The sequence below is a fragment of the Streptomyces sp. E2N166 genome (genome assembly GCF_003671715.1).
Lineage (GTDB): Bacteria > Actinomycetota > Actinomycetes > Streptomycetales > Streptomycetaceae > Streptomyces > Streptomyces thinghirensis.
The window spans coordinates 596905-608719 of the sequence record NZ_RAIF01000006.1 but is presented as its reverse complement, the minus strand read 5'-3'; the positions used below and the strand labels follow the sequence as shown (position 1 = coordinate 608719).

The 11815-nt window shown below is 73.1% G+C and carries 12 protein-coding genes; 7 read left to right on the top strand and 5 right to left on the bottom strand.

From position 1 onward, the window contains the following. Nucleotides 1-2096 (bottom strand): GAF domain-containing SpoIIE family protein phosphatase (locus EBH09_RS03175; protein WP_238697168.1); only part of this gene is annotated, 2096 nt, incomplete at its 3' end. A gap of 238 nt (nt 2097-2334) precedes the next feature. Between EBH09_RS03175 and EBH09_RS03170 the strand changes: the two genes are divergently transcribed. From EBH09_RS03170 to EBH09_RS03150, 5 genes are all read left to right on the top strand, one after another. Further along, nucleotides 2335-4791: a SpoIIE family protein phosphatase gene (locus EBH09_RS03170; RefSeq protein WP_238697167.1), complete on the top strand. Its 2457-nt coding sequence runs from the start codon at nt 2335-2337 to the stop codon at nt 4789-4791. Nucleotides 4792-4858: 67 nt separating this feature from the next. Further along, nucleotides 4859-5278 (top strand): CBS domain-containing protein, encoded by a 420-nt coding sequence (locus EBH09_RS03165; protein ID WP_121745479.1) that lies wholly within the window; start codon nt 4859-4861, stop codon nt 5276-5278. Nucleotides 5279-5363: 85 nt separating this feature from the next. Beyond that, entirely contained in the window at nt 5364-5543 is a 180-nt protein-coding gene (locus EBH09_RS03160) for a hypothetical protein (protein ID WP_121745478.1), read from the top strand. Nucleotides 5544-5711: 168 nt separating this feature from the next. After that, the gene (gene rfbB / locus EBH09_RS03155) at nt 5712-6683 is read left to right on the top strand and encodes a dTDP-glucose 4,6-dehydratase (RefSeq protein ID WP_121745477.1); all 972 of its coding nucleotides are present in this window, start codon (nt 5712-5714) and stop codon (nt 6681-6683) included. 51 nt (nt 6684-6734) lie between these two features. Beyond that, nucleotides 6735-7235, top strand: coding sequence for a metallophosphoesterase (locus EBH09_RS03150; protein WP_121745476.1), 501 nt, complete (start codon nt 6735-6737; stop codon nt 7233-7235). A 265-nt stretch (nt 7236-7500) separates the two neighbouring features. On the opposite strand, the gene EBH09_RS03145 is transcribed toward EBH09_RS03150, so the two are convergent. Next, a complete protein-coding gene (locus EBH09_RS03145) occupies nt 7501-8754 on the bottom strand; it encodes a YncE family protein (RefSeq protein ID WP_121745475.1) in 1254 nt (417 codons plus the stop codon). Between the two features lie 172 nt (nt 8755-8926). On the opposite strand from EBH09_RS03145, the gene EBH09_RS03140 reads away from it, so the two are divergent. Next, a complete protein-coding gene (locus EBH09_RS03140) occupies nt 8927-9595 on the top strand; it encodes a TetR/AcrR family transcriptional regulator (protein ID WP_121745474.1) in 669 nt (222 codons plus the stop codon). On the opposite strand, the gene EBH09_RS03135 is transcribed toward EBH09_RS03140, so the two are convergent. Both EBH09_RS03135 and EBH09_RS03130 read right to left on the bottom strand, forming a co-directional pair. Further along, complete coding sequence (locus EBH09_RS03135) at nt 9596-9922, bottom strand: hypothetical protein (RefSeq protein ID WP_238697166.1); 327 nt, start codon at nt 9920-9922, stop codon at nt 9596-9598. 168 nt (nt 9923-10090) lie between these two features. After that, nucleotides 10091-10456, bottom strand: a complete 366-nt coding sequence (locus EBH09_RS03130) for a nuclear transport factor 2 family protein (protein WP_121745473.1) — start codon at nt 10454-10456, stop codon at nt 10091-10093. Between the two features lie 177 nt (nt 10457-10633). Here EBH09_RS03130 and EBH09_RS03125 point away from each other — a divergent pair, with 177 nt between their 5' ends. Then, complete coding sequence (locus EBH09_RS03125) at nt 10634-10918, top strand: hypothetical protein (RefSeq protein ID WP_121745472.1); 285 nt, start codon at nt 10634-10636, stop codon at nt 10916-10918. A 72-nt stretch (nt 10919-10990) separates the two neighbouring features. Here EBH09_RS03125 and EBH09_RS03120 read toward each other — a convergent pair. Further along, nucleotides 10991-11815: ABC transporter ATP-binding protein (locus tag EBH09_RS03120; RefSeq protein ID WP_153182597.1), on the bottom strand; the 825-nt coding region annotated here is incomplete at its 5' end.

The window sequence follows — 11815 nt, the reverse complement described above, 5'->3', positions numbered from 1 at the left end:
TCCTCCGCGCCCGTCTCGTGGCGCACCAGATGGTCGGCGAGTTCGTCCAGCGGCAGGTCCCCGGCCTCGGACAGCCGGTGGGCCAGGTCGGCGAGGGCGTCCTCGATGTCGACGTCGGGGGACTCCACCAGGCCGTCGGTGTAGAGGGCGAGCAGGGAGCCGGGGGCGAGGGCGACCTCTGTGCGGGGGTATTCGGCCGAGGGGTCGATGCCCAGCAGGGGGCCGCCGGGGACTTCCAGCACGCCGACCCGCCCGTCCGGGAGGCGCAGCAGCGGCGGCGGGTGACCCGCGCGGGCCAGTACCGCCCGCCCGCGCCCCGGGTCGAGCCGCAGGTACAGAGCGCTGACGAACAGCTCGGTCCCGAGGTCGATCAGCAGGCGGTTGGTGCTGCGCACCACCTCCTCGGGAACCTGGCCGACGGTCGTGTACGCGCGGAACGCGGTGCGGACCTGCCCCATCAGCCCGGCCGCGGTCACGTTGTGGCCCTGGACGTCCCCGATCACCGCCGCCGCCGTGTCCCGGGCCGGCACCAGGTCGTAGAAGTCGCCGCCGATGTCCATGCCCCGGGTGGCCGGCAGATAGCGGGCGGCGGCCTCGATGCCGGGCAGCGCGGGCAGCGAGTGCGGCAGCAGGGCCTCCTGCAGCCCGTGAGCCAGCCGGTGTTTCGCGTCATAGAGCAGGGCCCGGTCCAGGGCCTGCGCCACCAGCCCGGCCAGGCTGGTCAGGATCGCCCGCTCCTCCGTCGTGAAGGAGTGCGGCCGCTCGTAGGCGAGCACACAGGTGCCCACCGGCCGCCCCGAGGCGATCAGCGGCAGGAAGGCCCAGGCCGCGAAGCCGTCGTGCGTACCCCGTTGCGCCGGGTACAGACGCTCCAGCTGCTCCCAGGACTCGAAGAACGCGGGCACCCCCGTCCGGAGGACCTGCGCGCCCGGGATCCGCTCGGTGAGCGGCGTACCGTCGAAGCGTTCCGCGTTGCGCCGGTCCGGATAGCCGCGGTGCCCCAGGACGTGCAGCCGGCCCGCCCGCGAGCCGAGGACGACCAGGCCCTGGCTGCCCACGGTCGGGGCGATCTCGTCCGCGATCAGCTGCACCACGTCCTGCACACCCACCGCCTCGGACAGCGCGCCGGTCAGACTGACCACCTGGGAGATGGTCACCAGCCGCGGCGGGGCGCCCACGTCCGGCACCGGCTCGGCCGGGCCCGGCCGCGACAGGCCCCGGGCCCGGCTGATGCGGACGCTGAGCCCGGTCCGGGTCGGATACAGCCGGAACGACAGCCAGTCGCCGGGCGGACGCAGCGCGACGAAGGACGTGGCGTGCTGGCTGAACAGCGCGGCCCGGTACCGGTCCTCGTACACCGGGTCGTTGAGCCACGGCACCGACGTCCACAACTGCGTGCCCAGCAGTGCGGCGACCGGTACGTCCAGGAGCTCGGCCGCCGCCGGGTTGGCGAAGCCGACCCGCCCGTACAGGTCGAGCGAGCACAGCCCGTACGGCAGGCGCCCCACCATCCGTACGGCCTCCAGCGAACCGAGCGTGCCCGGCGCGCCCCCGACCACCGGGGCGGCCAGCAGATCGGGCTCGGGGTGCACGGGGACACTCGCCGCCGCCGCCCGCTCCAACCGCACCGCCAGGCGTCGGCAGGCCGCCGTCAGCTGGTCCCGCTCCCGGTCCGACAGTCCCGGGGAACGCGTACCGGGCCAGGTCAGGAAGACCGCGCCGTACACCGTGGAATCGGTCGCGACCGGCAGCGCGACCAGTGCGAACGGATAGGGCAGGACGACCGCGACCCGGGGATACCGCCGCGCCATCTCCTGCTCGTCGCCGACCCAGACCAGCCGCCGCCCACGCACCGCGTCGGCCACCGGGACCCGCGCGTGCAGCGGCACCCGTTCCCACGGCGCCGCGAACGCCCTCGGCAGCCCCGCCATCACCGCCATCTCCAGCACCGGAGGATCGGCACCGAGCAGGTACACCGCCCCGGAGTGCGCGTGGACGTCCTCCATCATCGCGGCCAGCGCCAGGGACAGCACCGGATGACCGCCCGATGCCCTCGCGTCCACGGGCACCGGTGACGTCGGCCGATCGTCGGACACGCCGACCACCTCCTCGCACGGCGGCGCCCGTGTGCCCCCGGGTTCAAATCTCCTCCCCGAGCGCCCGCCGCGCACGGCGAGCGCCGTATCGGCAGGTCCGGTGCGTGTGGCGCGCGGTGTCTCGTGCCCGCGCCGGGGCCTGGCCCGCACCGCGCCCGCGAGCCCTTCCACGCGTCCGTTCACCGGTTCCCCGTCCGCAGGGGCTGCGCAGGTGTCCCATAAGCGCTGTAATGGCGGCGTGGTCAGTGAGGGCGCTGCGGAACGCGGATCGAGAACGCTGCGTGCCGAGGGTGCCCTGAAGGCGATCGGGTCCGGCCCGGACCCGGACGAGCGGCTGCGCCGCGTCCTCGAACAGGCGCTGGTCTTCGCGGGCGCCTCCTTCGCCGCCCTCTACACGCCGGGCGAGAACCGGGAGCTGCTCTGCCTGGTCGAGTCGGCCGGTGTGCCGCGGATCCTGTACGGCGTGCGCGACAGCTACCCCGCGTCCGGCGGCTCCCCGGTCGCCGACGCCCACCGCGGCGGCAGGCCGGTCTGGCTCGGACCCGAGGAGTTCGCCGGATCGGCCGAGTCGCGGCGCGTGCCGTCGAGCGGCTTCTCCCTCGCCACCCTGCCCGTGCACGGGGACGGCGGCGGGTGCCTCCTCGCCCTTACCGAACGCCCGCAAGGCTTCGACGGCGACGACCGGGCCTGCCTCGAACTGATCGCCGACGCCGTGACCTGCCCCGCCCCGGCCGCGGTCGGCGAGACAGGGGAACTGCAGCCGGGCGCCTTCACCCTGGCCATGGACACCGGCCGGGTCGAGATCGGCGACGACATCCTGCGCCTGTTCGGACTTGCCCCGGGCGAGTTCGACGGCAAGGTCGAGACGCTGCTCGGCCTGACCGTGCCCGAGGACCTGCCCTCGCTGATGTCGGTGACGGAGGCCGACCACATGACCATCGGCGACCGCGAGCTGGAGTTCCGGGTGCTCCAGCCCACCGGCCGGCCCAAGTGGCTCCGGCTGAGCGGACGGCTGCAGCCCGGCGGCGAAGGGCAACCGGCCCGTCTCGTCGGTACCGTCGCAGACGCCTCCACCCTGCGCCCCGACGTGACCGACGTGGCCCGCGTCCAGCGGCTGGCCGCCGCGCTCGCCACCGCCGGCACCGTCCGGGACGTCAGCCAGGCCGTGGTCGCCGCGCTGCGCAGGCCGCTGCGCGCCGACCGGATCGCGCTGGCCGAGCTGGAGAACGACCGGCTCGTCGTCACCGTCCTCGACCCGCCCGAGCCCGAGTCCTGGCCCGAGCTGTGGCGGCTGGAATGGCGCACCGAGTGGCCCGACGCGCCGGTACGGGCCATGCCCACCCTCGCCGCCGCGCTCCGTGAGGGCCGGGCCCGGATCTGGCCCGCCGGCACCGGCGACCTGGAACCCGCCCTCGCCGACGTCGGCCCCGGCGGCCTCGCGGTCCTGCCGCTGCCCGCCGGCGGTCGCATGGCCGGCGCCTGTCTGATCGGCTGGGACACCCCGCACGACTTCGGCCCCGACGAACGTGCCCTGCTCACCGCCTCCGCAGGCCTCGCCGGGCAGGCCCTGATGCGCGCCCGCGCCTTCGACGCGGAGCACGAACTCGTCGGCATGCTCCAGCGCCAGCTGCTCCCGCGCCGCCTGCCCAAACTGCCCGGCGCGGTCGCCGTCGCCCGCTATCTGCCCAGCACCGCGGGACTGGAGCTGGGCGGCGACTGGTACGACGTGATCCCGCTGCCCGACCACCACGTCGCCCTCATCATCGGCGACGTCCAGGGCCACAGCGCCGGCGCCGCCACCCTCATGGGCCAGATGCGCACGGCCCTGCGCGCCTACGCCGTCGAGGGCCATCCGCCGGACGTGGTCGTCTCCCACGCCAACCGGCTGCTCATGGACATGGAGAGCGACCTCTTCGCCACCTGCGTCTACGTCGACCTCGACATGGAGGAGGGCTCCGCCTGGTGCGTCCGGGCCGGACATCTGCCGCCGGTACTGCGCCACTCCGACGGCACGACGGAGATCGCGGAGGTGGAGGGCGGCCCGCCGCTGGGTGTGGTGACGCAGGCCGACTTCCCGATGAGTCCGCTGCGGCTGCGGCCCGGCACGCTGATCGGCCTCACCACGGACGGCCTCGTGGAGTCCGCCGACGCCGACATCGACGAGGGCATGGACCGGTTCGCGCACGCGCTGGCCGCCTCCGACCCCGCCCACCTCGGGCTCGTCGCCGACGCCCTGCTCGGTGACGCCCGCCGCAGCGACGACGTCGCCCTGCTGCTGGTGCGCTACGACGGCATGGCCCTGCGACCGCTGCGGGAGAGCTGGTCGGTGTGGCGGCTGCCCGAGGCCGTGCGGCACGCCCGCCGCTTCACCCGCCGCACCCTGCGCTCCTGGGGAGTGCCGGACGACAGCATCGACGGTGTCCTCCTGATCGTCTCCGAACTGGTCACCAACGCCCTTGTGCACACCGACGGCAAGGTCCGCCTCGACCTCACCCTGATCGGCGCCCGGCTGCGCGTCGCGGTCGCCGACGCCTCGCCCCGTACGCCCGTCAAGCCGACCAGCATCGGGTGGGAGGCGACGGGCGGACGCGGCATCCTCCTCGTCGAGGCGATGTCGGCGACGTGGGGGACGCTGCCGGTCAGCGGCGGCAAGCAGGTCTGGAGCGAGATCCCCGTGCGCCACGGCCCGAAGTAGGTGCCGGTGCCGCTTCGCCGGGTACTCGGCGGGCCACACCACGAGCGAGGAAACGAGGGATCACGTCATGACGCAGTACGTCCGCGACATCATGACCGGCGACCCGGTGACCGTGGAGCCGCAGAGCTCCGTCACCGCGGTGGCCCGCATCATGCGCGACCAGGACCTCGGCGCCGTACTCGTCACGGACGGTGACGAACTGCGCGGCCTGGTAACCGACCGTGACCTTGTGATCCGCTCCGTCGCGGAGGGCGGCGACCCGGAGCAGACCACCGTGGCGGGCGCGTGCAGCGACGACGTGGTGACCGTGCGGTCCGACGACGAGCTGAACCACGCCGTCGAGCTGATGCGCGAGCACGCCGTACGCCGTGTCCCGGTCGTCGACGACGGACGCCCCGTCGGCATCGTCTCCCTCGGAGACCTGGCCATGGAGCGCGACCCGGAGTCGGCGCTGGGCGACATCAGCGTGGCCCGGCCCAACCCGTAGGGGCGCCGGAGCCCGGTGTTTCGCGGAGTCACGGCCGGGGACCCGCACGGCATCGGCACCGGACGCAGAAGGAAGATGATGCATCGTGACCACGGACACCAGCGAGAAACCCGTTGTCCGTCGCCTGGAGACAGGCTGGTCGAAGGCCCGCCGCCTGCGGAGCAGGGGTGTCATGCGCACCTGGATACCGGCGGTCGAGGACGGGAACGTCGCACGCGCACCGCAATGGGGCCAGGAGTCGAACATCGTCAGGGGCGAGGACTGACCGCCCGGGGGTGAGGGAAGCTGCCCAGCGCGCCGGCCATGTGCCGGCGCGGTGCGCGTCCGGGCCGGCCGCGGACCACCCGGGGCACGCCGGTAACGTCGGGGGCGCCCACCACCGTCCGTCCTCCACCGTCCGTCCCCCCGACCGCAGCAAGGCACAGCACCGTCAATGAACCTTCTGGTCACCGGCGCCGCCGGATTCATCGGCTCACGGTACGTCCGGACGCTCCTCGCCCCCGGCGCGCCCGAGCCGCCGCGGATCACGGTCGTGGACGGTCTCACCTACGCCGGCAGCCTCGACAACCTCGACCTAGGCCACCCCCGGCTGGAGTTCGTGCACGGCGACATCCGGGACGCCGCACTCGTCGACAAGCTGATGGCCGAGGCCGACCAGGTGGTGCACTTCGCCGCCGAGTCCCACGTGGACCGCTCGATCCACGACGCCGCCGAGTTCGTCCTCACCAACGTCGTCGGCACCCAGGTGCTGCTGGACGCGGCCCTGCGCCACGGCGTGGGCCCCTTCGTGCACGTCTCCACCGACGAGGTCTACGGCTCCGTCGACTCCGGCTCGGCCACCGAGGAGCACCCGCTGCGGCCGAGCTCCCCGTACTCCGCCTCGAAGGCGTCGGGCGATCTGCTGGCCCTCTCGTACCACCGCACCCACGGCCTGGACGTGCGGGTGACAAGGTGTTCCAACAACTACGGCCCGCACCAGTTCCCCGAGAAGCTCGTGCCGCTCTTCGTCACCCACCTCCTCGACGGCCGACGGGTCCCGCTCTACGGCGACGGGCGCAACGTCCGCGACTGGCTGCACGTCGAAGACCACTGCCTGGGCGTCGACCTCGTGCGGACCAGGGGCCGGGCCGGCGAGGTGTACAACCTCGGCGGCGGCACCGAGCTGAGCAACCGCGACCTGACCGGCCTGCTCCTCGACGCATGCGGCGCCGGCTGGGACCGGGTCGTGCGGGTCGAGGACCGCAAGGGTCACGACCTGCGCTACAGCGTCGACTGGAGCAAGGCCCGCGACGAACTGGGCTACCGCCCCCGCCACGACTTCACGGCCGGGCTGGCCGGGACCGTCGCCTGGTACTGGGACAACCGTTCCTGGTGGGAGCCGCTCAAGCGCCGCACGGCCTCGTAGGTGCCGTTGCGCAACACAGGCCACACCAGCCCCTTCCTCTAGGCTGGATCCGTGCGCCTGCTGCTCATGTCCGACACCCACCTGCCGAAGCGGGCCAGGGAACTGCCCGCGCCGCTACTGGCCGAAATCCCCCGGGCCGACGTCGTCCTGCACGCGGGCGACTGGGTCGACACGGCCACCCTCGACCTGCTGGAAAGCCGCAGCCGCGGACTCGTCGCCGTGTACGGCAACAACGACGGACCCGGGCTGCGCGCCCGGCTGCCCGAGGTGGCGTACGCCGACCTCGGCGGCCTGCGCTTCGGTGTCGTCCACGAGACGGGTGCCGCCCAGGGGCGCGAGAGACGCTGCGCGGACCGCTACCCCGACCTCGACGTCCTGGTCTTCGGACACAGCCACATCCCCTGGGACACCACCACCGAGACCGGCCTGCGCCTGCTCAACCCCGGCTCGCCGACCGACCGGCGGCGTCAGCCCTACTGCACCTACATGACGGCCGAGGTCGCCGACGGCCGGCTCGCGGACGTCGAGCTGCACCGGCTGCCGAGGCGGTAGGCCGTCACTCCGGCGAGGGCAGGGGCCGAAGGGGGAGAAGGAGAGGGGGCAGCGCTCGTGAGGGCGCTGCCCGGGGCGGCCCGGGACGCTTCGTGTCGGAGGAAGCGGCCCGGGCGCTTCTGGAGTGCGCTGTCACGGACCTCCTTCCGAGGGAAGTAGTGCCGAGGACATGCATGCCTCATCCGTTGCCGGGCGACTACCCCTCCCGGGCGGGCTCACACACACGGATTCGGGACGACATGTCCGGCCCGGGCCGCACGGCACATCAGCCGGCCGACGGCCCCGTCCAGTCCGCCGCCACACGTCCGAGACGGACGCGCTGGGGGTGGTCGCCGACAGGGACGGACACCGACTTCTCGCCGGTGGCGAAGTCGATGGCCGTGACCTGGTCGGACCCGCTCTCGGAGACCACGCAGTGGGTGCCGTCGCCGCTGACCGTGGCCCAGTACGGCTTGGCGGCGGGGACGAGCGGCCCCTCTTGGAGCGTCGTGCGGTCGACGACCGTCGCGTAGTCGTCCATCGTGCCCGCCACGCACAGCTTGGCGCCGTCCGGGCTCATGGAGATGCCGTGGTGCCGCGAGTCGTTGACCCAGGTGGTGCGGTCCTCGCTGGTGGCCGGGTTCTTCGGCAGGGTCTTCGTCCGGGTGATCCGGTCGGAGGCGATGTCGTACTCGAGGAAGCCGTTGAAGAACGAGACCTGGAAATACAGCTTGGACTCGTCGGGCGAGAAGGCGGCGGGCCGCACGGCGTCGGAGTGGTCGTCGAGACCGACCGCGTCGAGGCGCTCGCGCATGTCGATCACCTTGACCTGCTCGTACGTCGTCGCGTCCACGACCGTGATGCGCCGGTTGCCCTTCGTCCAGTCCAGCCAGGGGGCGTCGAGCGCGGTGTTCACCTCGCCGATGGACATGTTCCAGATGTACTTGCCGTCACTGGTGAAGATGTTCTCGTGCGGCTTGTCACCGGTGCCGAAGGAGCCGAGTTCCTCGCCCGTCCGGATGTCCAGGACGTGCACGGTGTTGGAGGTCGAGGCGGACACCGCGACCCGGGTGCCGTCGGGGGAGACCGCCATGTGGTCGGAGCGGTAACCCGAGACGGGGAAGCGCCAGTCGATGTCGCCGGTGGCGAGGTCGATGGAGACGACGTCGGCGAAGCTCGGCCGGGAGACGACCACCGACCCGCCGTCCGGCGTCGAGTACATGTCGTCGACGAACTGGTCGTGTCCCTCGCCGACGCTGTTGCGGATGGCCTGGAAGTAGATCCACTTGATCGGATCGGCGTTGATCTCGGCCATCCGCTCGTCCTGGTCCGGGATGACGTCGATCCGGCCGATTCTCGCGAAGTCGCCGGTGGAGCGGATGACGTCGGCGGTGCCGTCCCAGTTGTTGCCTACGAACATCACCTCGCGCAGGCTGTCCCGGGCGTCCGGGGCCGCCGCGGCGGTGGTCGCGGGGGCGGTGACGGTGAGGGCGAGGGCGGCGGCTACGGCGCGAAGGTGCCTGGTACCGAAGGCAGACATGCTGCTCTCCTCTGGCAGTGGGCGTGATGGGGGCGGTGGGGCGCGAATTCTGAACACAGCCGCTTTCAGAGTGAACTTACTGCAAAGTAAGGAAGGGGCGCCCTTCTCCACAAGACCGCGTTCACGACAAAATTGGCCGCGGGGTGAGGAGTTGGCGTGGGAGGGGGACCGGGTGGCGGGCAGGCTCAGGGCGCCGACGGGCCGCTACGGCGGCAAGTCCGCCGCGCAGCGACAGGCGGAGCGGCGCGACCGCTTCCTCACCGCCGCGCTCCGGCTGTTCGGCGACACCCCCGGCTACCGCGCCACGACCGTGGCCGCCCTCAGCGAGGCCGCCGGACTGTCCACCCGCCAGTTCTACGAGGAGTTCCGCACCCTGGAGGACGTGCTCGCCGCCCTCCACCTCCAGGTCAACGCCTGGGCCGAGGAAGCCGTCCTCGCCGCGGCGGCCGACGCGCGCGAACTGCCGCTTCCCGAACGTGCCGCAGCGATCTTCCGGGCCTACGCCGCGGACGTCACCGGCGATCCGCGCCGCGTCCGGATCACCTTCGTAGAGATCATCGGCGTCAGCCCGCGCCTGGAGGAACAGCGGCTGGCCCGCCGCGCCCGCTGGGTCGACCTCATCTGCGCCGAGGCCCAGTCCGCCGCCGCGCGCGGGGAGGCGGCGCCCCGCGACTACCGGCTCGCCGCCACGGCGTTCATCGGCGGTGTCAACGGCCTGCTCCACGACTACAGCGCGGGCTGGGTGGACGCGACCCTCGACGAGGTCGTCGACGAACTGGTCCGCCAGCTCCTGGCCGTCCTCCGCCCACCGGGATGGAGCCCCGCCGCCCCGGCGAGCTGATCACGCCAGGGCAAGAGCCAGCGCGCCCGCGCAGCCCAGCACCGCACACCATCCCACCAGAGAGCCGATCAGCATGCGGCGCCGCAGCGCCCGGTACCTCCGCTCGTACCCGCCGCGCGGCCGCTCCGCACGCTCGGCCGTGCGCTGCCAGGAGCCACGGGCGAGGACGGGATACTCCGCCTCGAAGCGACGCTCGACCTCGGCGCGCTGATGGGCCGTCGGCCAATCGAACGGTGCGTGCGGCGGGCGACCGTCCCTTCTCGCGGGTGGCGGCGACGAGCAGGTGCCCTCGATCTCGTTGATGAGGATCCGCGCAAGGGCACGCACGTGCAGTCCTGGAGCCTGGGCATGCCCGAAGGCGAGCCCCCGGTCACCCTCCCCGTGGAACGCGTCGTGCGCTGGACGGCCGACGGCCGCCACACCGAACTGGTCGTGGCGACCGACCCGCGCCATCCGGGCCGCCCGGTCTGCCCGGCCCCCGCGGGCCGGGCCCCGCTACTCGTCCCAGACCTGGATGGTGGTCTGCTCGACGATCCTGCCGTCCCGCAGCGACAGCATCGACTCGGCGAGGACCCGCTCACCGTCCGGATACGTGCACTCCTCGGTGAACGCGGCGTGGTCGCCCTGGACGACGCAGCGGTCCAGCCGATGCGTCATGTCGCGGCTGTACACGTCGTCGAGCATCTCGGCGATCGCGTCACGGCCGTGCAGGACCTTGGGACGGCTGGGCTGGTCGTACCTGTCGACGATGCGGACCTCCGCGTCCGGCGTGTAGAGCGACACGAGGGGTGCCGCCGTCCGTCCTTCGATGGCCCGGCGCAGCGATTCGGTGTCGAAGCCGGGGTCTGCCGTGGTACCCATGACGACCTCCTTCGAAGGCCGCGGCCCGGGGAAGGGAGAAACCGGCCGCCGTGGCCCTCTCCTTCGAGCTTCCTCCGCTCCGGCGCCCACGGCAATCGCGGCCGGGCCACTGGTCCTCACGAGTGAGCGGCGCCGCTCGCCCGTGTCCGGGCCCGGCCCGCGCGCGTTGCTCAGAGCATGATCTCCACACGACGTATCGTCGCCGCCGTCGGGCTCGCCGCCGGTGTCACCGGCCTCGCCGCGCCGACGGCGAGCGCGGCCGAGACAGGCGCGCTGGGCATGGAAAAGCTCAGCGTGACGCAGACGCTGGACTCGCTCGCGGTCAGTGACATGCCCGCCGAGGACCGCGCCCGGATGCCGCGGCCCTCCCAGCAGCTGAACCGGCTCCAGGACCTCCAGCAGCTCCAGCAGGTCACCGGCCTGGTCTCGCCGCTGTTCGGCGCCGTCCCCGCCCTGGGCTGACCGCCGGACCGACCCGCCGTCGAGGGCCGCCCGGCTCCGGGCGGCCCTCACGCGCGTCAGCACGCGCCCGGCTCAGCCGCCGGTGGCCAGGAACTGGGTCGCCGCCAGCTCCGCGTAGAGCGGATCGGCGGTCACCAGCTCCCGGTGCGTGCCGACAGCGCGGACGCTCCCCGCGTCCATCACCACGATCCGGTCGGCCATCGTCACCGTGGACAGCCGGTGGGCGACGACCAGCACCGTCGTCGTGCGGGACACGTCGGCCACGGTGTCGCGCAGCGCCGCCTCGTTGACCGCGTCCAGCTGCGAGGTGGCCTCGTCGAGCAGCAGCAGCCGGGGACGGCGCAGCAGCGCCCGGGCGATGGCGACGCGCTGACGTTCGCCGCCGGACAGCTTGGTGCCGCGGTGCCCGACCAGGGTGTCGAGACCCTTCGGCAGCTTGGCGGCCAAACCGTCCAGCCGGGTCGTCTTCAGCACCCCGGCGAGCGTGTCGTCGGCCGCCTCCCCGTTGCCCAGCAACAGGTTGTCCCGCAGCGACCCGGACAGCACCGGGGCGTCCTGCTCCACGTAGCCGATGGCGGCCCGCAGGGAGGACAGTTCCCAGTCCGCCAGGCTCCGCCCGTCCAGCGTGATCTCCCCCGACTCGGGGTCGTAGAACCGCTCGACGAGCGAGAACACGGTGGTCTTGCCCGCACCGGACGGGCCCACGAACGCCGTCATCCCGCGGGCCGGCACGTCGAAGGTCACCCCGTGATGGACGTACGGCAGATCGTCCGCGTAGCGGAAGCGGACGTCGTGGAAGGCGAGGGCGGCGGGCCGGTCCCCGGCCGAGGGCAGCGGGGCGGCCGACCGCACCGGCGGCTCGGCGGGCAGCCGCAGCGCCTCCTGGATGCGCACCAG

What these genes read in the sequence shown, in the direction of transcription:
- EBH09_RS03165 (WP_121745479.1), top strand. Translation starts at nt 4,859, where the DNA reads ATGACGCAGTACGTCCGCGACATCATGACCGGCGACCCGGTGACCGTG.
- rfbB (WP_121745477.1), top strand. Translation starts at nt 5,712, where the DNA reads ATGAACCTTCTGGTCACCGGCGCCGCCGGATTCATCGGCTCACGGTAC.
- EBH09_RS03145 (WP_121745475.1), bottom strand. Translation starts at nt 8,754, where the DNA reads ATGTCTGCCTTCGGTACCAGGCACCTTCGCGCCGTAGCCGCCGCCCTC.
- EBH09_RS03130 (WP_121745473.1), bottom strand. Translation starts at nt 10,456, where the DNA reads ATGGGTACCACGGCAGACCCCGGCTTCGACACCGAATCGCTGCGCCGG.
- EBH09_RS03125 (WP_121745472.1), top strand. Translation starts at nt 10,634, where the DNA reads ATGATCTCCACACGACGTATCGTCGCCGCCGTCGGGCTCGCCGCCGGT.